The 18,845-nt window shown below is 71.6% G+C and carries 18 protein-coding genes (1 of these 18 cut by a window edge); 6 read left to right on the forward strand and 12 right to left on the reverse strand.

Translation table 11 applies throughout. The annotated features are described in order from the left end of the window. Positions 1 to 333, forward strand: partial view of a tryptophan--tRNA ligase gene (trpS, locus tag OG302_RS19285; protein ID WP_371527913.1) — the end only. The gene continues 678 nt to the left of window position 1, outside the view; only the last 333 of its 1,011 coding nucleotides appear in the window; its start codon lies beyond the left edge, outside the window; it ends in the stop codon at positions 331 to 333. On the opposite strand, the gene OG302_RS19290 is transcribed toward trpS, so the two are convergent. Next, complete coding sequence (locus tag OG302_RS19290) at positions 288 to 1,259, reverse strand: GlxA family transcriptional regulator (protein WP_371750170.1); 972 nt, start codon at positions 1,257 to 1,259, stop codon at positions 288 to 290. The genes trpS and OG302_RS19290 overlap by 46 nt on opposite strands. 161 nt (positions 1,260 to 1,420) lie before the next feature. Here OG302_RS19290 and OG302_RS19295 point away from each other — a divergent pair, with 161 nt between their 5' ends. After that, positions 1,421 to 2,008 carry a cysteine hydrolase family protein gene (locus tag OG302_RS19295; RefSeq protein WP_371527914.1) on the forward strand — a complete coding sequence of 196 codons (588 nt, stop codon included), beginning with the start codon at positions 1,421 to 1,423 and terminating at the stop codon, positions 2,006 to 2,008. Positions 2,009 to 2,115: 107 nt separating this feature from the next. Here OG302_RS19295 and proC read toward each other — a convergent pair whose 3' ends face one another. From proC to OG302_RS19320, 5 genes are all read right to left on the reverse strand, one after another. Continuing rightward, positions 2,116 to 2,928, reverse strand: a complete 813-nt coding sequence (proC, locus tag OG302_RS19300; RefSeq protein WP_371527915.1) for a pyrroline-5-carboxylate reductase — start codon at positions 2,926 to 2,928, stop codon at positions 2,116 to 2,118. Between the two features lie 75 nt (positions 2,929 to 3,003). Next, positions 3,004 to 3,741 (reverse strand): ABC transporter permease, encoded by a 738-nt coding sequence (locus OG302_RS19305; protein ID WP_361829495.1) that lies wholly within the window; start codon positions 3,739 to 3,741, stop codon positions 3,004 to 3,006. Then, the gene (locus OG302_RS19310) at positions 3,738 to 4,535 is read right to left on the reverse strand and encodes an ABC transporter ATP-binding protein (RefSeq protein WP_371527916.1); all 798 of its coding nucleotides are present in this window, start codon (positions 4,533 to 4,535) and stop codon (positions 3,738 to 3,740) included. The genes OG302_RS19305 and OG302_RS19310 overlap by 4 nt, the downstream gene beginning before the upstream one ends. 52 nt (positions 4,536 to 4,587) lie before the next feature. Then, complete coding sequence (locus OG302_RS19315; RefSeq protein WP_371527917.1) at positions 4,588 to 5,370, reverse strand: class I SAM-dependent methyltransferase; 783 nt, start codon at positions 5,368 to 5,370, stop codon at positions 4,588 to 4,590. 70 nt (positions 5,371 to 5,440) lie between these two features. Next, positions 5,441 to 5,965, reverse strand: coding sequence for an EamA/RhaT family transporter (locus tag OG302_RS19320; protein WP_371527918.1), 525 nt, complete (start codon positions 5,963 to 5,965; stop codon positions 5,441 to 5,443). A 172-nt stretch (positions 5,966 to 6,137) separates the two neighbouring features. Here OG302_RS19320 and OG302_RS19325 point away from each other — a divergent pair, with 172 nt between their 5' ends. Beyond that, the gene (locus OG302_RS19325; RefSeq protein ID WP_371527919.1) at positions 6,138 to 8,405 is read left to right on the forward strand and encodes a protein kinase; all 2,268 of its coding nucleotides are present in this window, start codon (positions 6,138 to 6,140) and stop codon (positions 8,403 to 8,405) included. A 48-nt stretch (positions 8,406 to 8,453) separates the two neighbouring features. On the opposite strand, the gene OG302_RS19330 is transcribed toward OG302_RS19325, so the two are convergent. From OG302_RS19330 to OG302_RS19350, 5 genes are all read right to left on the reverse strand, one after another. Further along, the gene (locus OG302_RS19330) at positions 8,454 to 8,756 is read right to left on the reverse strand and encodes an SH3 domain-containing protein (RefSeq protein WP_371527920.1); all 303 of its coding nucleotides are present in this window, start codon (positions 8,754 to 8,756) and stop codon (positions 8,454 to 8,456) included. A 107-nt stretch (positions 8,757 to 8,863) separates the two neighbouring features. Further along, a complete protein-coding gene (gene ilvD, locus OG302_RS19335) occupies positions 8,864 to 10,717 on the reverse strand; it encodes a dihydroxy-acid dehydratase (protein ID WP_371527921.1) in 1,854 nt (617 codons plus the stop codon). A gap of 155 nt (positions 10,718 to 10,872) precedes the next feature. After that, positions 10,873 to 11,517, reverse strand: a complete 645-nt coding sequence (locus tag OG302_RS19340) for a TetR family transcriptional regulator (protein WP_361829481.1) — start codon at positions 11,515 to 11,517, stop codon at positions 10,873 to 10,875. Beyond that, positions 11,514 to 12,338 (reverse strand): sugar phosphate isomerase/epimerase family protein, encoded by an 825-nt coding sequence (locus OG302_RS19345; protein WP_371527922.1) that lies wholly within the window; start codon positions 12,336 to 12,338, stop codon positions 11,514 to 11,516. The genes OG302_RS19340 and OG302_RS19345 overlap by 4 nt, the downstream gene beginning before the upstream one ends. 76 nt (positions 12,339 to 12,414) lie before the next feature. Beyond that, positions 12,415 to 13,374, reverse strand: a complete 960-nt coding sequence (locus OG302_RS19350; protein WP_371527923.1) for a Ppx/GppA family phosphatase — start codon at positions 13,372 to 13,374, stop codon at positions 12,415 to 12,417. A 71-nt stretch (positions 13,375 to 13,445) separates the two neighbouring features. Between OG302_RS19350 and OG302_RS19355 the strand changes: the two genes are divergently transcribed. Next, complete coding sequence (locus OG302_RS19355; RefSeq protein ID WP_371527924.1) at positions 13,446 to 14,279, forward strand: hypothetical protein; 834 nt, start codon at positions 13,446 to 13,448, stop codon at positions 14,277 to 14,279. On the opposite strand, the gene OG302_RS19360 is transcribed toward OG302_RS19355, so the two are convergent. Continuing rightward, entirely contained in the window at positions 14,276 to 15,976 is a 1,701-nt protein-coding gene (locus tag OG302_RS19360; RefSeq protein ID WP_371527925.1) for a hypothetical protein, read from the reverse strand. The genes OG302_RS19355 and OG302_RS19360 overlap by 4 nt on opposite strands. A 198-nt stretch (positions 15,977 to 16,174) precedes the next feature. On the opposite strand from OG302_RS19360, the gene radA reads away from it, so the two are divergent. Then, positions 16,175 to 17,584, forward strand: coding sequence for a DNA repair protein RadA (gene radA / locus OG302_RS19365; RefSeq protein WP_371527926.1), 1,410 nt, complete (start codon positions 16,175 to 16,177; stop codon positions 17,582 to 17,584). A gap of 79 nt (positions 17,585 to 17,663) precedes the next feature. Then, positions 17,664 to 18,788 carry a DNA integrity scanning diadenylate cyclase DisA gene (gene disA / locus OG302_RS19370; protein ID WP_249588570.1) on the forward strand — a complete coding sequence of 375 codons (1,125 nt, stop codon included), beginning with the start codon at positions 17,664 to 17,666 and terminating at the stop codon, positions 18,786 to 18,788. Positions 18,789 to 18,845: the final 57 nt, after the last annotated feature.

The following is an 18,845-nucleotide window of genomic DNA, read 5'->3' on the forward strand; positions in this document are numbered from 1 at the left end:
ACCGACAGCGGGTCCGAGGTCGAGTACGACCGTGAGGCCAAGCCGGGCATCTCGAATCTGCTGGAGATTCTTGCGTCTTGTGAGGGTGGGAACCCCGAGGGCTTGAGCGGTGCATACGAGACGTACGGGGCTTTGAAGAAGGACACCGCCGACGCCGTGGTGGAGCTCTTGAGGCCCCTGCAGGAGAGGCACAAGGAGCTGGTTGCCGACCCCGCGTATGTAGAGGAGGTGTTGCGGCGGGGGGCCGAGCGGGCGAGGGCGATGGCCAGGCCGACGGTGGACACCGCTTATCGCGCGATCGGTCTGCTGCCGCCGGTGAACGAGGCGCGGTAGGCGCGGGGGCTGGTGGTGAGGCGCGATGCGAAGTGCTGGCGCATGGTGACCTCGCTGCCGAAGCCCGCGCGGCGTGCGACTTCGGGCATGGGCAGGTCGGTGCGTTCGAGGAGCTTCTGCGCGGCCGCCAGGCGCTGGTCCAACAGCCAGCGCAGTGGAGTGGTGCCGGTGGCCGCGGTGAAGTGACGGGCGAAGGTGCGTGCCGACATACCTGCCTGGGCGGCGAGGTCGGTGACGGTGAGCGGTTCGTGGAGGTGACAAAGGGCGTACTCGCGTACGGAGGCGAGGGCATCGGCGTCGCGGTCGGCGTGCGGGGTGGGGTGCTCGATGAACTGGGCCTGGGTGCCGGTTCGGAAGGGGGCGGTGACCATCGAGCGGGCGATGGTCGCGGCTGCTTCGGAGCCGTGGGCCTTGCGGACCAGGTGCAGGCAGAGGTCGATGCCGGCGGCCGTGCCTGCGGCGGTCCAGATGTTGTCGTCCTCGATGAAGAGGGCGTCGGGTTCGACGGAGACGAGGGGGTGGTGGGCACGGAGCAGGTCGACGAGGCCCCAGTGGGTGATCGCGCGGCGGCCGTCGAGGAGGCCTGCCTGGGCGAGGGTGAAGGCGCCGCCGCAGAGGGCCGCGATGGTGGTGCCTCGGGTGTGCGCCTTGCGCAGGGCTTCCAGGACCGGGGGTGGTGCGGGGGTGAGGTGGTCGTCGAGGCCGGGGACGACGATCAGGTCGCTGCCGGTGAGGCGGTTCAGCCAGGCGAGGGTGCGGTCGGGGGCGAGGGTGAGGGCGCCGCGCATCGGGACGGGGGCGGGGTCGGTGCCGACACGGCGGAGATTGAAGGGGGGTACGCCTCGGTCGGTGCGGTCCGTGCCCCAGACCTCCGTGATGACCGAGACGTCGAAGGCGCGGATGCCGGGGAAGGCGAGCAGGGCGATGCGCTGTGGGGCGGTGCGCTGTGGGGCGGTGGTGGCTGTGGTGACCGCTGTGGCGGGGGTCGCGGCGGTGACGGGAGGCTTGGGCACGGTGGCAGTAAACCATCGGTCGATGGCTTTCTTCCCTCTGGGCCCGAGGGTGGTGCGTTGGCAGCATCGTCGTCATGGAGATCGCAGGCAACGCAGCGCTGGTCGTGGTGGACGTGCAGAAGGGGTTCGAGGAGGAGGAGTTCTGGGGAGCGCGGAACAACCCGGGGGCCGACGAGAACATCGCGTCGCTCATCGACACCTGGCAGGCCACGGGGCGGCCGGTCGTCTTCGTACGGCATGACTCGTCTCATCCGCGGTCGCCGCTGCGACTGGGGCATGAGGGCAACGACTTCAAGGAGTACGTCGAGCAGCGGCGTGGGAAGGGGGCCGGGTCGGAGCTGTTCGTGAAGAAGACCGTGAACTCTGCCTTCTACGGGACGCCGGATCTGGACGCGTGGTTCAAGGCGGAGGGGATCGACGAGTTCGTCGTGGCCGGGATCCAGACCAACATGTGCGTGGAGACGACGGCGCGGATGGGAGGGAACTTGGGGTATCGGGTGCTGTGCGCGCTGGATGCCACGCACACGTTCGACCTTGAGGGGCCGTTCGGCTGGCGGCGCAGTGCGGAGGAGCTGGCGCAGGCCACGGCGGTTTCGCTGCACGGCGGGCACTTCGCCGAGGTGCTGACCACGGAGGCTGTCGTCGACGCCGCGGGGCGGTGAGGGCGTGAGGCGGTGACGCGGTGATGCGGGGGCTTCCGGGGGTGGGGAAGGGTCGGTGTTGGGGGCGCCGGGAGGGCGCCCCCGGCCCTCCTGCCCCGGTCGGTCGGCTAGCTGTTGTTGCCGGAGGCCAGTTCGCGGCTGCGGTCGCGGGCGGCTTCGAGGGCGGCGATGAGGGCTGCTCGTACGCCGTGGTTCTCGAGTTCGCGGATGGCGTTGATGGTGGTGCCGGCCGGGGAGGTGACGTTCTCGCGGAGCTTGACCGGGTGTTCGCCGCTGTCGCGGAGCATCACGGCGGCGCCGATCGCGGCCTGGACGATGAGGTCGTGCGCCTTGTCGCGGGGCAGGCCGAGGAGGATGCCCGCGTCGGTCATGGCCTCGACCAGGTAGAAGAAGTACGCCGGGCCTGAGCCGGAGAGGGCCGTGCAGGCGTCCTGCTGGGTCTCGGGGACGCGGAGGGTCTTGCCGACGGCGCCGAAGATCGCTTCGGCGTGGGCGAGGTGCGCGGCGGTGGCCTGGCTGCCCGCGGAGATGACGGACATGCCTTCGTCCACGAGGACCGGGGTGTTGGGCATGACGCGGACGACGGGGGTGCCTTCGGCGAGGTGCTCCTCGATGAAGGAGGTGGTGATGCCGGCGGCGGCGCTGATGACCAGGCGGTCGGGGGCGATGTGCGGGGCGAGTTCCTCCAGGAGGCGGCCCATGTCCTGCGGCTTGACGGCGAGGATGAGGGTGTCGGCCTGCTTGGCGGCTTCGGCGTTGCTGACGGGGTCGACGCCGTAGCGGGTGCGGAGTTCCGCGGCGCGTTCGGAGCGTCGGGTGGTGACCAGGAGGTCGGCGGGGGCCCAGCCGGCCCGGATCATTCCGCTGAGGAGGGCTTCGCCGATCTTGCCGGTGCCGATGACTGCTACGGGCTGGGGCATGTGTGGGTCACCCTCCAGGTGCGGGGCTAGCGGGTCAGCGCTTCAGCTGGGTGGGGTCATCCTCGCATTGGTGGGTCAGGCGGTGCGGCGGCGGAGGGTGGCGGCACCCAGGGCGAGGACGAGTACGGCGCAGCCCGCGACGATGACGGCGTCGCGGATGAAGTCGCCGGTGATGTCGGGGTGGCGGAGGACTTCGTTCATGCCGTCCACGGCGTAGGACATGGGGAGGACGTTCGAGATCGCTTCGAGGGCGGGCTGCATCTGGTCGCGCGGAGTGAACAGGCCGCAGAGGAGGAGCTGGGGGAAGATCACGGCCGGCATGAACTGGACGGCCTGGAACTCGGATGCCGCGAAGGCGGAGACGAAGAGCCCGAGTGCCGTGCCGAGCAGGGCGTCGAGGAGAGCGACCAGGAGCAGCAGCCAGGCGGAGCCGGTGACGTCGAGGCCGAGGGCCCACAGGGCCAGGCCGGTGGCGAGGACGGACTGGATGACGGCGAGGAAACCGAAGGCGAGGGCGTAGCCCGCGATGAGGTCGCCCTTGGCGAGGGGCATCGCGAGGAGGCGTTCGAGGGTGCCCGAGGTGCGTTCGCGGAGGGTGGCGATGGAGGTCACCAGGAACATCGTGATGAGGGGGAAGATGCCGAGGAGCGAGGCGCCGATGGAGTCGAAGGTCTGCGGGCTGCCGTCGAACACGTACCGCAGGAGCAGGAGCATCACGCAGGGGACGAGCAGCATCAGCGCGATGGAGCGGGGGTCGTGGCGGAGCTGCCGCAGGACACGGGCCGCGGTGGCGAAGGTGCGGTAGGTGTTCATCGGGGGCTCCTGGTGGGGGTGGTGTCAGGGGACTTCTGGGCGGCTACTGCCTCGTCGACCAGGTGGAGGAAGGCCGCTTCGACGGTTTCGGTGGCGGTGCGGGTGCGCAGGGCCTCCGGGGTGTCGTCGGCGAGGAGCTCGCCCTCGCGCATCAGGAGGAGGCGGTGGCAGCGTTCGGCCTCGTCCATGACGTGCGAGGAGACGAGGATCGTGGTGCCTCGGTCAGCGGCGATGGAGTGGAAGAGGTTCCACAGGTCGCGGCGGAGTACGGGGTCGAGGCCGACGGTGGGTTCGTCGAGCACGAGGAGTTCCGGGGCGCCGAGGAGGGCGACCGCCAGGGAGACGCGGCTGCGCTGGCCGCCGGAGAGGTTGCCCGCGAGGGCGTCGGCGTGGGTCGTGAGGTCGACGTCTTCGATGGCCCGCGTGACGTGTTCGTGGCGGCGGTGGGCGGCGGGGCCGCGGCCGGGGTCAAGGACGGCTGCGAAATAGTCCAGGTTCTGGCGGACGGTGAGGTCGTCGTAGACCGAGGGGCTCTGGGTGACGTAGCCGATGCGGGAGCGGAGGCCGGGGGCGCCGGCCGGCTGGTCTAGGACCTTCAGGGTGCCGATGACCTTGGCCTGGGTGCCGACCGTGGCGCGCATGAGGGTGGATTTGCCGCACCCCGAGGGGCCCAGGAGGCCGGTGATCTGTCCCTTCGGGACGGTGAAGTCCAGGCCCTTCAGGACGGTGCGGGGGCCTCGGACGACGGTCAGGTCCGCCGCCTCGATGGCAGGCGGTTCCTCAATATTCATCATGTGATGATTATGGCGTCTCCGGCGCGGGGGCCGTCAAGGGCTTCCGGCGGCGCTACCGGGGGGCGGGGCGGAGATTGCGTACGACCGTGAGGTCCACGGCGTATGCCTCCTCCACCGTCCCGTCCGGGAAGAGGTCGAGCAGATGTGCGCGCTCGGCGGCGAGGACCGGTGCGGACTTCTCCGGGCCGAGCACCGCGAAGTAGGAGCGGCTGCCGAGGTGCGCGAGGTGTACGTCGACGGGGACGCGGCGGGTCCAGTACAGGCGGCGGTAGACCGGACGGAGGTCCGGGAACAGGCCGAGGATGATCCCGGCGGCGTCGGCCGTGATGCCGTGCGTGTGATAGCCGGGGAGGCGCGACTTGAGGCGTTCCTCCTGGTCGACGGTCCAGGCTGTGTCCGGGTCGGGCACGTTCCACCAGAGGGCGAGCGCGCCGCCGGGGCGCAGGACCCGTAGTGCCTCCGACAGGGAGCGGGCCGGGTCGGTCCAGTGCCAGGACTGGGCGTAGGTGATGAGGTCGGCCGTGTCGTCCGCGAGGGGGAGAGCGTCGCCGACGGCCCGCAGGAGAGGGGTGTCCGGCAGCGCCGCCCGCAGCTGGGCACCCATGGCGGGGCCCGGTTCCACGGCCACGACCCGCGCGCCTCGGTCCAGGAGGAGACGGGTGGCTATACCGGTACCGGCACCCACGTCGACGGTACGGGCGCCGTGCAGGGGTAGTTCCGCGAGTTCCTCGACGGTGGTGAAGAGGTGGGGCGGATAGCCGGGGCGGGCGGCGGCGTACTGGGCGGCCACGGAGTCGAAGGAGAGGGCGAAGGGAGACGCGGCGTGATCATCCATACCCTCATCGTGACCGCTTCGGGGGTGGGGCGGGAGGGCTGGGCGTGGATCTGCCGCGCGTGCGGGCTGCTCAGGCTCTTCTCTTCTTCCGGGAGGGGTTGCCAGTGCGGCGGGCGGTGCGTTGGGTGTACTGCTGGCGGGCTGCTTCGTATTCCTCGCGGTGGAGCTTTTCGCCGGGGGCCTCGGTGAGGGAGCGGAAGAAGTGGGCGAGGAGTACGCCCACGAAGCCGATCGTCAGGAGGCCGCGCATCGACGACTGGGACGCCGGGTCGTGGCGCCGGGTGAACCCCTCCCAGGTGCGGCGGAAGGCGACCGCGCTGCAGATCGAGAACATGATGAGGACCAGGAAGTTCACGAACGTCCCCACGTCCGCGACCGCCATGCCCTCGTACGCGAAGCGCAGCACGAAGCAGCCGGCCGCCGCCGCCAGCAGCGAGCCCACCGCGACGCCCGCGCGGCGCATTCCGTAGCCGTTGTCGTGGCCGACCCAGGTCGTGCCGAAGAAGCGGAGGGGCTCGGGCTGCGGGCCGGGGGCCGTCGAAGGTGCCGCGGCTGCCGTGCCCGTGCTGTCGGGGGTGCTGGAATCTGCGCTCACCCGTCGAGTATCGCCCGCCGTGGCCGCGGTGCGGGTCCAGGACCTCGCCGGGCAGGCTCGCCCTATTCGTCCCCCGCCTTGCCCTCCCCTACCACTCGGCGGCTAGTTTGTGGGGCAGGACCGATAAACGGGCTCATGCGAAAACTGGTGCACGCGGGACGGGAGGTCGAGAGTGTCGCTCCGCGGAGGTGACCCCGCCGAGATCGGCGGTTACCCGCTCGAGGCACGGCTCGGCTCGGGCGGCATGGGCACCGTCTACCTGGCGCGCACGGCGTCCGGGCGGCCCGTGGCGATCAAGCTGATCCACCAGCAGTTCGCGGGGGACGAGGAATTCCGCATCCGCTTCCGGCAGGAGGTCGCGGCGGCACGGCGGGTCAGCGGAGCGTTCACCGCCGCCGTGATCGACGCCGACCCGGAGGCCGAGCACCCGTGGATGGCGACGACCTATATAGAGGGACACACCCTCGCCCAGCAGATCGCCAAGAACGGCCCGCTGACCGGCGCGGATCTGCGTACGCTCGCCATCGGTCTGACGGAGGCGCTGCGTGACATCCACCGGGTGGGCGTCGTGCACCGTGACCTCAAGCCCTCGAACGTCGTGCTCTCGCCCGAGGGGCCGCGCGTCATCGACTTCGGCATCTCGCGCGCCGCGGACCAGCAGACGCTGACGATGACGGGGCGGGTCATCGGCACGCCGCCCTTCATGTCGCCGGAGCAGTTGCAGGCGCCGCGCGGCGTCGGGCCGCGCTCCGACGTCTTCTCGCTGGGCACGCTGCTGGTGTACGCGGCGACGGGGCAGGGGCCGTTCGATGCGGACAGCCCATATATGACGGCGTATCAAGTGGTGCACGAGGCGCCGGAGCTGGACGCCGTACCGGCCGCGCTGCGTGCGGTGGTCGAGCCGTGCCTCGACAAGGACCCCGACGCGCGGCCCTCCGCGGACCAGCTCCTGGAACGGCTGCGGGACCTGCCGGTCGAGTTGGGGGACGCGGCCGGGGTGCGGGCCAGTCGTACGCGGGACATCGATACCCAGCATCACCGGTCCTCCGTGGACAGGACCGGGCCCGGGTCAGGTCCAGCCGAAGCCGAAGCGGCAGCCGACGGTGCTCTCAACACCCCTCGCCCACGCCGTCGTTGGCGCACCGTGCTCGCCGCCGCCGTAGCCGTGGCCGCGCTCGGCGGCGGGATCGCGGCGCTCCAGCTCGGCTCGTCCGACGAATCCACCGGTGATGACGGCGACGGCAAGGACCGCACCGTCGCGGCGGCCGAGGCCCCTCTGCCCGGCGGCTTCCGGCCGTGGCGCACGACGGTGCCCAACGACAAGGGCATCCCGGACGAGGTGCGCTGCGTGCCACGCGGGGACGCGTTGTTCTGCGGGGGCGGCGGAGTCATCGCGAGCCGGCTGCGGATCTCCGACGGCAAGGAGGTCTGGAAGGTCCAGAGCCCCGGTGTGCCCATGCAGGGCATGCACATCGTGGGCGCGACCAACGACACCGTCCTCGGCTACCGCATCCCGGATGGCGCGTCGTCCGGCAAACCCGTCGAACTGGCGGCCCTGGACGCCAGGACCAGCAAGGAACTGTGGTCACGGCCGATCGGCAGCCAGTCCCAGATCTACACCGGGCGTTCGCAGGACGCGGTCCTCTCCGGCTCGACGGTCCTCTCGGTCGACGCGGGCCGTACGCACGTCGAGGCCAGGGACGCGCACAGCGGGCGTTCGCTCTGGTCGACGCCGTTCCCCGCGGGCTCGGAGTGCACACCGGTCCCGGCGGGCCAGCGGATGTACGCGATGTGCGCGCCCTCCGCCGAGGTCGACAACGTCGAGGTGAACCATCCCGTCCTCCACACTCTCGACCTCAAGGGGGGCACCTTCGGCAAGGGCATCCCGGTCGAGGGGCCCGTGCACCCGGTGGGTGACAGCGAGGGCAGGCTCGTCCTCCTTCACCAGCGTCTGAAGGGGCCCGAGTTCATCGGGTACGACAAGGTGCTGCGGGTCGAGCCGGGCAGCGGCCGTGTCTCGGCCCGGCCGCTGAAGAAGACGTACGGCGCCACGTCCGGCATCGCGGACGGCACGGTCTACTTCACGGAGCAGACCGGGCGGATCAGCGCGGTGGATCCGGCGACCGGCCGGCAGAAGTGGTCCCGGCAGACGAACGTCGAGGGCGCTTCCGGGCCCGTGCCGGACGCGAATCCGGTCGGCGGCAGCGGCACCGGGTCAGGTGCCGGGGCCCTGTACTTCAGCTCGGCCAGCGGACGCGTCGTCGCCCTCTCGCCGCGCGGCGGCACACCCCTCTGGACCACGGATCCGCGGGCGGAGGGCCTCGCCGGTGAGGTGAACGCGAGTCCGCGGGTCGCGGTCTCGGGGCGTGTGGTGGTCGTGACGGCGGCCAAGAACACCGTGTTCTCGTTCGACGCGACGAGGCCGCCGAAGTCCGGGTGAACTTCGGCGGCCTCGGCCGTCCGTGCCGTGCCGTGCCTGTCGTGCGTATCAGCAGCGAGGCGCCACGTAACCGTCGCTGCCCGTGCGGACGTACGTGTCGGAGACGTAGCGACCGCTGCCGATGCGGTCCCAGAGCTTCGACGTGCCGGTCGGACCCGTGACGTTCTCGCCCGGCTTCTGGCACTGGATCGTCACTCGGGTGCCCGCCGAGAGGCGGCCCACCTTGCCGTACGACGTACCCGGGCCGGAGCGGACGTTGACGTCCGCCGCGATCGCGTACGTCCGTGCCGCCGCGGCCTCGACCGCCTCGACGGCCTGCGCCGACTCCGGTGCGATGACGTTCTCGCTCATGCTTCTCTCCCCCGTGAAGCGGCGGCTCGGGGCCGCCCTCTGCATGTTCGTCACAGGGTGGACGCGTGAGCGAGGCGGGACGGTTGCGGCTTCGCCGGGCCGGCTGCCTAGCCGAGCTTCGACACGTCGCGCACCGCGCCGCGGTCCGCGCTCGTGGCCATCGCCGCGTAGGCCCGCAGGGCCGCCGAGACCTTGCGCTCACGGGACTTGGGGGCGTAGACGCCGCCCAGGGCCTCGCGGCGGCGGGTCAGCTCGACGTCGTCCACGAGGAGTTCGATGCCACGGTTCGGGATGTCGATGCGGATGCGGTCGCCGTCCTCGACCAGGGCGATCGTGCCGCCGGACGCCGCCTCGGGCGACGCGTGGCCGATCGACAGGCCCGACGTGCCGCCGGAGAAGCGGCCGTCCGTGACCAGGGCGCAGGCCTTGCCGAGGCCGCGGCCCTTCAGGAAGGAGGTGGGGTAGAGCATCTCCTGCATGCCGGGGCCGCCCTTGGGGCCCTCGTAGCGGATGACGACCACGTCGCCTTCCTTGATCTGCTTCTTGAGGATCTTGTCGACCGCTTCTTCCTGCGACTCGCAGACCACGGCCGGACCCTCGAACGTCCAGATCGACTCGTCGACGCCCGCCGTCTTCACGACACAGCCGTCCACGGCGAGGTTGCCCTTGAGGACCGCGAGGCCGCCGTCCTTCGAGTACGCGTGGGCCGCGTCCCTGATGCAGCCGCCCGCGGCGTCCGTGTCCAGGCTGTCCCAGCGCTTCGACTGGGAGAAGGCGGTCGCCGAGCGCTCGCAGCCCGGGGCCGCGTACCAGAGGTCGACCGCCTCGTCCGACGGCGAACCGCCGCGCACGTCCCACGTCTCCAGCCAGTCCTTGATGGACGCGGAGTGGACCGTGTGCACGTCCTCGTTCAGGAGGCCCGCGCGGTACAGCTCGCCGAGGATCGCGGGGATGCCGCCGGCGCGGTGCACGTCCTCCATGTAGTACGTGCCGCCGGGGGCGACGTTCGGGGCGACCTTGGCCAGGCAGGGCACGCGGCGCGAGACGGCGTCCATGTCGGCCAGGGTGTAGTCGAGCTCCGCTTCCTGGGCGGCGGCCAGGAGGTGCAGGATCGTGTTGGTGGAGCCGCCCATGGAGATGTCGAGCGCCATGGCGTTGTCGAAGGCGGCGCGCGTGGCGATGTTGCGCGGCAGGACCGACGCGTCGTCGCCGTCGTAGTAGCGCTTGGCGATCTCGACGACCGTCCGGCCCGCGTTCTCGTACAGCGCCTTGCGGCCGGTGTGCGTGGCGAGCATCGAGCCGTTGCCCGGCAGGGAGAGGCCGATGGCCTCGGTCAGGCAGTTCATGGAGTTGGCGGTGAACATGCCCGAACAGCTGCCGCACGTCGGGCAGGCGTTCTCCTCGATACGGAGGATGTCCTCGTCCGAGACGCTCTCGTCGACCGCGTCACTGATCGCGTTGACCAGGTCCAGCTTTCGGACCGTGCCGTCGACCAGCGTGGCCTTGCCGGCCTCCATCGGGCCGCCGGAGACGAAGACCGTCGGGATGTTGAGGCGCAGGGCCGCGTTCAGCATGCCGGGGGTGATCTTGTCGCAGTTCGAGATGCAGATCAGGGCATCGGCGCAGTGCGCCTCCACCATGTACTCCACCGAGTCCGCGATCAGGTCGCGGGAGGGCAGGGAGTAGAGCATGCCGCCGTGGCCCATCGCGATGCCGTCGTCCACCGCGATGGTGTTGAACTCGCGGGGGATGGCGCCCGCCGCGGTGATCGCCTCGGAGACGATCCGGCCGACCGGCTGCAGGTGGGTGTGGCCCGGGACGAACTCGGTGAAGGAGTTGGCGACGGCGATGATCGGCTTACGCCCGATGTCCGCGCCGGGTACACCGGAGGCACGCATAAGGGCGCGCGCGCCCGCCATGTTGCGGCCGTGGGTGACTGTGCGGGACCTGAGCTCGGGCATCGTCGCTCGCTCCTTCAGGATCGGAGAATCCGGGTAGCAGAAGCCATCTTCAGAGAGATATGACTGCTGTCGAGCGTACGCCGCCGCTCCACGATCTGGACAGGCTGTCCGGATATCGGGACGGCCGTCTCGGTGAGCGGCCTGCCCGGAGGACCTCAGGGCCCGGTCAGATGCCCCTGCACCACCGGGGCGATCCGGGCGATGATCGCCTCCGGGTCCGCCGACGCGAGCGGCTCCACCTGGATCACGTACCGCAGCATCGCCGTGCCGACGAGCTGCGCGGCCGCCAGTTCCGCCCGCAGCTCCGCGTCCGGCTGGTCGATCCGGCTCGCCATCCTGCCGAGGAGCTGCGCCGCGATGAGGCGGCGGAAGACGGCAGCCGCCGTGTCGTTGTTCACCGCCGAGCGCACGATCGCCAGGAGCGGGACGCGGGTCGCGGGGTTCTCCCACACGCCGAAGATGAAGCGGGTCAGGCGCTCGCCGACGCCGTCGAGGGGGCCGTCCTCGATCGCCGAAGGGGCGTCGAGCGCGGGCGCGAAGGCCACCTCGATCGACGAGGCGAAGACCTGCTCCTTCGTACCGAAGTAGTGGTGCACGAGCGCCGAGTCCACCCCGGCGGCCTTGGCGATCCCGCGCACGGACGTCTTCTCGTACCCACGGGCGGAGAACTCGGTGCGGGCCGCCTCCAGGATGCGGTCCCGCATCGCCGGGCCCTCGGCGGACTGCGTACGGGAGGGGCGCCCCCTGCGGCGGGGTGCCGCACCGTCCTGTGCCGCACCGCCCCGTGCCGACGCCGTCACGACCGGGGCACCTTCACCGCGGACGCCAGATGCAGCCGCGTGTAGGCGAGGGCCTCGGCGAGGTCGGCCTCGCGTTCGGCGCTGGACATCGCCCGGCGCGTATTGACCTCGATGACGACGTGGCCGTCGAAGCCGGTCGTCGCGAGGCGCTCCAGGAGTTCGGCGCACGGCTGCGTGCCGCGGCCGGGCACCAGGTGCTCGTCCTTCGCGGAGCCCTTGCCGTCGGCGAGGTGGACGTGCCCGAGGCGGTCGCCCATGCGGTCGATCATCTGCATCGCGTCCGTGCGGGCGGTCGCGGTGTGGCTGAGGTCGACCGTGAAGTGGCGGTAGTCGTCCTTGGTGACGTCCCAGTCGGGGGCGTAGGCGAGCATCTCGCGGTCGCGGTAGCGCCACGGATACATGTTCTCCACAGCGAACCGGACGTCCGTCTCGTCCGCCATCCGCCAGATTCCGTCGACGAAGGCGTTCGCGTACCCCCGCTGCCAGCGGAAGGGCGGATGCACGACGACGGTCGACGCGCCCAGCTTCTCGGCGGCGGCCTGCGCGCGCTGGAGCTTCACCCAGGGGTCCGTGGACCACACGCGCTGCGTGATCAGCAGACAAGGGGCGTGAACGGCGAGGATCGGGATCTGGTGGTAGTCGCTGAGTCTGCGCAGGGCCTCGACGTCCTGGCTCACGGGGTCGGTCCACACCATGACCTCGACACCGTCGTAACCCAGGCGTGCGGCGATCTCGAAGGCCGTCGCCGTCGACTCCGGATAGACCGAGGCCGTCGACAGGGCGACCTTCGCATCCGGGATGCGCACCACTGGTTCTGCCACGAGGGACAGCGTACGGGCCGCGCCCGGGCACCGGGGAGGTGGTCTCCCGCACACCCGGGCCGGATGTGACGTACGTCTACGCGTCGTCGTCGTTGGTGGCGACCTGGGTGGCCGGAAGGTGGTCGAGCCGGCGCAGGATCACGCCCTCGCGCAGCGCCCACGGGCAGATCTCCAGCGTCTCGACGCCGAAGAGATCCATCGCACCCTCGGCGACGAGCGCCCCCGCGAGCAGTTGTCCCGCCCGCCCCTCGGAGACCCCGGGCAGCTCGGCACGCTCGGCCGCCGTCATCGCGGCCAGCTGCGGGACCCAGTCCTCCAGGGACTTCCGCTTCAGCTCGCGCTGGACGTAGAGGCCCTCGGCGGAGCGCGCGGCGCCCGCGAGCCTGGCCAGCTGCTTGAACGTCTTCGACGTCGCCACGACGTGGTCCGGGGCGCCGAAGCGGGTGAACTCGCCCACCGTGCGCGCGATCTGGGCGCGCGCGTGCCGTCGCAACGCCCGCACGTCGGCGGGGTCCGGCGGGTCCTGGGTCAGCCAGGCCGAGGTGAGGCGGCCCGCGCCGAGCGGCAGGCTGACCGCCGCGTCCGGTTCCTCGTCGATCCCGTACGCGATTTCGAGCGAGCCGCCGCCGATGTCGATGACCAGGAGCTTTCCCGCCGACCAGCCGAACCAGCGGCGGGCCGCGAGGAAGGTGAGGCGGGCCTCCTCGGCGCCGGAGAGGACCTGGAGGTCGACGCCGGTCTCCTCCTTGACCCGGGCCAGGACCTGGTCGGCGTTGCTGGCCTCGCGGACGGCGGAGGTCGCGAACGGCAGCAGATCCTCCACGCCCTTGTCCTCGGCGGCCTCCATCGCGTCCCGCACGGTGCGGACGAGGAGATCGACGCCTTCGGGGCCGATGGCACCGGCGTCGTCGAGCAGTTGGGCGAGGCGCAGGTCCGCCTTGTGCGAGTAAGCGGGCAGGGGGCGCGCACCGGGGTGGGCGTCCACCACCAGCAGATGCACCGTGTTCGAACCTACGTCGAGGACACCGAGTCTCATATACGGAACGCTACTGCGCGTACGGCCGTCGCTGGTCCTCGGACCGGGTACCGCGCGCATACCCTGGAGACGTGCCAAAGACGAAAAAGGCGAAGACCGACAAAACGAAGTCAAAGAAGCAGTCGGGGAAGCCGGGGAAGGTGCAGCCGGACGAGAAGGGCCTCGACTTCGCCCGCGCCTGGGTGGAGTTCCCGGATCCCGCGGACGACGAGCAGGTCTTCCGCTGCGATCTGACATGGCTGACCTCTCGGTGGAGCTGCATCTTCGGCAGTGGCTGCCAGGGCATCCAGGCGGGCCGGGCGGACGACGGCTGCTGCACGCTGGGCGCGCACTTCTCGGACGAGGACGACGAGAAGCGGGTCGCCGAGTCCGTGGCGCGGCTCACCCCCGACATCTGGCAGCACCACGACATCGGCACGGTGAGCGGCTGGGTGTCGACCGACGACGACGGCGAACGCCAGACCCGTCCGTACAACGGCTCCTGCATCTTCCAGAACCGCCCCGGTTTCGCCGGGGGCGCCGGGTGCTCGCTGCACATCCTGGCGCTGAAGGAGGGGCGTGAGCCGCTGGAGACGAAGCCGGACGTCTGCTGGCAGCTGCCGGTCCGGCGGACGTACGACTGGATCGACCGGCCCGACGACACGCGCGTCCTGCAGGTGACGATCGGGGAGTACGACCGGCGCGGCTGGGGCCCCGGAGGCCACGACCTGCACTGGTGGTGCACGTCGGCGACGTCGGCGCACGGCGCCGGTGACCCGGTGTACGTCTCCTACCGCCCCGAGCTGACGGAGCTGATGGGCAAGGAGGGGTACGACCGGCTCGCGGAGCTGTGCGAGGAACGCCTCGCGTCCCAGCTGCCGTTGCTCGCGCCGCATCCCGCGGATCCTCCCCGGAAGGCGGACTAACTTTCGCTCGGACTCGGGCCACCGCTGTCGCTCGGCGGTGGTGACGAGTCCCCGGGGTCCGACGGCGTCGGGGTCGGGTCCGGGGAGCTGGGGGTGGGGTCCGGGTCCGGCGGCGTGGGTGTCGGGTCCGGGGTCGAGGGCGTCGGCCTGGGCTTCGGCGGCGTCGGGATCGGCCTGGGGCCGGGATGGGTCGGGCGGCCCGATCCGTTGCCGTACCCGTCGATCGAGATGATCGCCCCCGAGGGTGCGATGGAGACGCGTGCGCTCCAGTGTCCGGCCGGCTCGCGCGCGTGGTCGACATACACCCTGATCGTGAACGTCTCCCCCGGTGAGAGCGTCCCGGACGCACGGCTCAGGTAGAGCCAGGACGCCCCGGAGCTCGCCGACCAGTGGACCGGCTCGCCCCCGGACGCGGAGAGCGTGATCAGTGTCGTGCCGCCGCTCGACTGCGCCTGGACGGTGAGGCGTCCCGCGCCGGTCCCCGAACGGGACGGGGGCGCCCCGGGGCTGATGACCTCCACGGAGACGTCCGGCGAGCGGCTGCCCGCGGTGAAGCGGGGGTCGGGCGGGGTGTCGGCGTTGCCCGCGTTCTCGTAGTCCTCGCGCCTGCGGTCGCCGTTCATCGAGTCGGAGCCGTCCTCGCTCGCGCTGACCGAGCGGCCGTCCTGGCCCTCGCCGGTCAGGGGCGCGCCCCGGTACGCCGCCCAGAGCGCGAGCACGGGGGCGGCCACCACGGTGGCGACGACCGTCGTCGTCACGGCACGCGCGCGCATCCGGTCGCGGCGGGCCGCGTGGTCCTTGGGGTCCATCGGGAAGCCGCGCCGGTCGAAGCGCGGAGCGGCGCCCCGCGCGCGCGGGACATGCGCCATCGCCATGTGCACGGCGGCCCGGGGTGCCTCGATGACGGGCAGCGCCGCGGGCGACGCGGCCGTGCCGGGCCAGGCACCGGAGCCGGCGCGCTCGGCGGTGCGGCGGCAGCGCGGGCAGTCGTCGACGTGCCGGACCAGTTCGCGGCGCAGGGCCGTGCCCAGGAGGAGCTGGTTGTCGCCGGTGAGGCGGGCGACGATCGGGCAGGTGCCGGTCTCCACGACGGCGAGCGCGGCGCGGGTGCGCTCCACCTCGCAGGCGGCGGACGCGAGCAGGTCGCGCGCCTTCACGAGGTCCATGCCGATGACCGCGGCGACTTCCTTGGGGGTGAGCTGGTGGCGTACGGCGAGTTCCAGGGCCTCGCGCTGTTCGGGCGTCGTCCCCGCGGCCTCCGGCCAGGCCAGCTGGGCGAGTTCACGGCGGCGCTGCCGCTGCGTCTCGTCCGGCGGCGCGTCGGCCCCGTCCTGCTTCGGGACGCGGGACGCCGCTCCGGAGGCGTGCGCGCCCTGCCGCTTGCGCTTGGCGTCGGCGAGGGCGCGCAGGCAGACCCAGCGGGCGAGTGCGTACAGCCAGGACTTCAGTTCGGCCTCGGTGTCGGGGCCGCGGGAGCCGCGGCGCTCGGCGATGGCGAGGACGTCGCCCAGGGCGGCGGTCGCGGCGTCGTGATCGCAGAGCACGGACAGGCAGTACGTGAACAGGCCGTCCAGACAGGGCTCATAGCGTGCGGGGGGCGCCTGCGGCACCGAGCGGGGCACAACGCGCTGGCGCGCGTCACGATGCGCCCGGTGTGCGCCGGTTGCTTGGGTGGGGGTTTCCGGCCTGCTGCTCATCACCCGTGCGAAGTTAGGCGGATGATGCCGGGGCCCTCTTCCCACTTGAGCACATTTAATCCTTACGGGTGAACAGATCCCTCAAAAGGGGACAGGAACCCATGATTCCGTGACGCGCGCCCCCGAGCGGAACGGAGCGCGTGCGCCGTTGTCAGCACGTTGTCAGCGTTGTCAGTGGCGCCCGCTACGGTTCGGTTCATGGCCACCCGTACGAAGTCCGCCAAAGACCGGCCGTCCTATCGCTGCACCGAGTGCGGCTGGCAGACGGCCAAGTGGCTCGGCCGCTGCCCCGAGTGCCAGGCCTGGGGGACGGTCGAGGAGTACGGCGCGCCCGCGGTCCGCACCACCGCCCCCGGCCGGGTCACCTCCTCCGCCCTGCCCATCGGCCAGGTCGACGGCCGCCAGGCCACCGCGCGCTCCACCGGCGTGCCCGAGTTCGACCGCGTCCTGGGCGGCGGCCTCGTCCCCGGCGCCGTGGCGCTCCTCGCGGGCGAGCCGGGCGTCGGCAAGTCGACGCTCCTCCTGGACGTCGCGGCGAAGTCGGCGAGCGACGAGCACCGCACCCTGTACGTCACGGGTGAGGAGTCGGCGAGCCAGGTCCGCCTGCGCGCCGACCGCATCAAGGCGATCGACGACCACCTCTACCTGGCGGCGGAGACCGATCTCGCCGCCGTTCTGGGCCACTTGGACGCGGTGAAGCCGTCCCTCCTGATCCTCGACTCGGTCCAGACGATCGCCTCGCCGGAGATCGACGGGGCGCCGGGCGGCATGGCCCAGGTCCGCGAGGTGGCGGGCGCGCTGATCCGCGCCTCCAAGGAGCGCGCCATGTCGACGCTCCTGGTCGGCCACGTCACGAAGGACGGCGCGATCGCGGGCCCCCGCCTTCTGGAGCACCTCGTGGACGTCGTCCTGTCCTTCGAGGGCGACCGCCACGCGCGCCTGCGTCTCGTACGGGGCGTCAAGAACCGGTACGGGACGACGGACGAGGTCGGCTGCTTCGAGCTGCACGACGAGGGCATCACCGGCCTCGCCGACCCCAGCGGCCTCTTCCTCACCCGCCGCACGGAGGCCGTCCCCGGCACCTGCCTGACCGTCACGCTCGAAGGCCGCCGCCCGCTCGTTGCCGAGGTCCAGGCGCTCACCGTCGACTCGCAGATCCCCTCCCCCAGGCGCACCACGTCCGGCCTGGAGACCTCCCGGGTCTCGATGATGCTGGCCGTCCTGGAGCAGCGGGGCCGCATCACCGCCCTGGGCAAGCGCGACATCTACAGCGCGACGGTCGGCGGCGTGAAGCTCTCCGAGCCGGCCGCGGACCTCGCGATCGCGCTCGCCCTGGCCAGCGCGGCGAGCGACACCCCGCTGCCGAAAAATCTCGTGGCGATCGGCGAGGTGGGCCTCGCGGGCGAGGTCAGACGGGTCACGGGGGTCCAACGCAGGCTGGCCGAGGCGCACCGTCTGGGCTTCACACATGCCCTCGTACCCGCCGATCCGGGCAAGGTCCCGCCCGGTATGAAGGTCACCGAAGTCGCCGACATGGGGGACGCGCTGCGAGTCCTTCCGAGGTCGCGTCGCAGAGAGGCCCCACGGGAGGGCGAAGAGCGCCGGTAGACTTTGCCCTGGTCTCGCCCATCCGTACGAAGCAGTCGTCCGGACCGGGGCTAGGACAACCCGCGACCCGAGGAGTGCAGTGGCAGCCAACGACCGGGCGTCAGCTCCCGGCAAGCCCGGCGGGAGCTCCGGTGCCGAAGGGCTGATGCGCGCCTCCCTGAGCGCGGTCGCGCCCGGCACGGGCCTGCGCGACGGACTGGAGCGCATCCTCCGCGGCAACACCGGAGGGCTCATCGTCCTCGGCTGGGACAAGACCGTCGAATCGATGTGTACGGGCGGCTTCATCCTGGACGTCGAGTTCACGGCGACGCGCCTGCGCGAGCTGTGCAAGCTCGACGGCGGCATCGTCGTCGACAAGGACATCACCAAGATCCTGCGGGCGGGCGTGCAGCTCGTCCCCGACCCGACGATCCCCACGGAGGAGACGGGCACCCGGCACCGCACCGCGGACCGCGTGTCCAAGCAGGTGGGCTTCCCCATCGTCTCCGTCTCCCAGTCCATGCGCCTGATCGCGCTCTACGTGGACGGACAGCGCAAGGTCCTGGAGGACTCGGCGGCGATCCTGTCCCGCGCCAACCAGGCCCTCGCGACCCTGGAGCGCTACAAACTGCGCCTCGACGAGGTGGCGGGCACGCTGTCGGCCCTGGAGATCGAGGACCTGGTGACGGTCCGCGATGTCACGGCCGTCGCCCAGCGCCTGGAGATGGTGCGCCGCATCGCCACGGAGATCGCCGAGTACGTGGTGGAGCTCGGCACCGACGGCCGTCTTCTCGCCCTCCAGCTGGACGAGTTGATCGCGGGCGTCGAGCCCGAGCGCGAGCTGGTCGTCCGGGACTACGTGCCCGAACCGACCGCGAAGCGCTCCCGCACGGTCGAGGAGGCGCTCTTCGAACTGGACGCGCTGTCGCACGCGGAGCTGCTTGAACTGCCGACCGTGGCGCGGGCGTTGGGGTACACGGGCTCGCCCGAGGCCCTGGACTCCGCGGTCTCCCCGCGGGGCTTCCGCCTCCTGGCGAAGGTGCCGCGGCTGCCCGGGGCGATCATCGACCGGCTCGTGGAGCACTTCGGGGGGCTGCAGAAGCTGCTCGCCGCGAGCGTCGACGACCTTCAGACGGTGGACGGGGTGGGCGAGGCCCGCGCCCGGAGCGTGCGCGAGGGGCTCTCGCGGCTTGCGGAGTCTTCGATCCTGGAGCGGTACGTCTGAGCGGGACGGCTGGAGGGTGCGGGTGAGTGGGTGGTGATTTTCCCGCCCACCCACCCG

Origin of the sequence: Streptomyces sp. NBC_01283 (assembly GCF_041435335.1) — a bacterium.
GTDB lineage: Bacteria > Actinomycetota > Actinomycetes > Streptomycetales > Streptomycetaceae > Streptomyces.

Excerpts from the sequence above, each read along its gene's own strand:
- OG302_RS19295 (WP_371527914.1), top strand. The coding sequence starts at position 1,421 with ATGGAGATCGCAGGCAACGCAGCGCTGGTCGTGGTGGACGTGCAGAAG.
- proC (WP_371527915.1), bottom strand. The coding sequence starts at position 2,928 with ATGCCCCAGCCCGTAGCAGTCATCGGCACCGGCAAGATCGGCGAAGCC.
- OG302_RS19305 (WP_361829495.1), bottom strand. The coding sequence starts at position 3,741 with ATGAACACCTACCGCACCTTCGCCACCGCGGCCCGTGTCCTGCGGCAG.
- OG302_RS19310 (WP_371527916.1), bottom strand. The coding sequence starts at position 4,535 with ATGATGAATATTGAGGAACCGCCTGCCATCGAGGCGGCGGACCTGACC.
- OG302_RS19315 (WP_371527917.1), bottom strand. The coding sequence starts at position 5,370 with ATGGATGATCACGCCGCGTCTCCCTTCGCCCTCTCCTTCGACTCCGTG.
- OG302_RS19330 (WP_371527920.1), bottom strand. The coding sequence starts at position 8,756 with ATGAGCGAGAACGTCATCGCACCGGAGTCGGCGCAGGCCGTCGAGGCG.
- ilvD (WP_371527921.1), bottom strand. The coding sequence starts at position 10,717 with ATGCCCGAGCTCAGGTCCCGCACAGTCACCCACGGCCGCAACATGGCG.
- OG302_RS19350 (WP_371527923.1), bottom strand. The coding sequence starts at position 13,374 with ATGAGACTCGGTGTCCTCGACGTAGGTTCGAACACGGTGCATCTGCTG.
- OG302_RS19360 (WP_371527925.1), bottom strand. The coding sequence starts at position 15,976 with ATGAGCAGCAGGCCGGAAACCCCCACCCAAGCAACCGGCGCACACCGG.
- radA (WP_371527926.1), top strand. The coding sequence starts at position 16,175 with ATGGCCACCCGTACGAAGTCCGCCAAAGACCGGCCGTCCTATCGCTGC.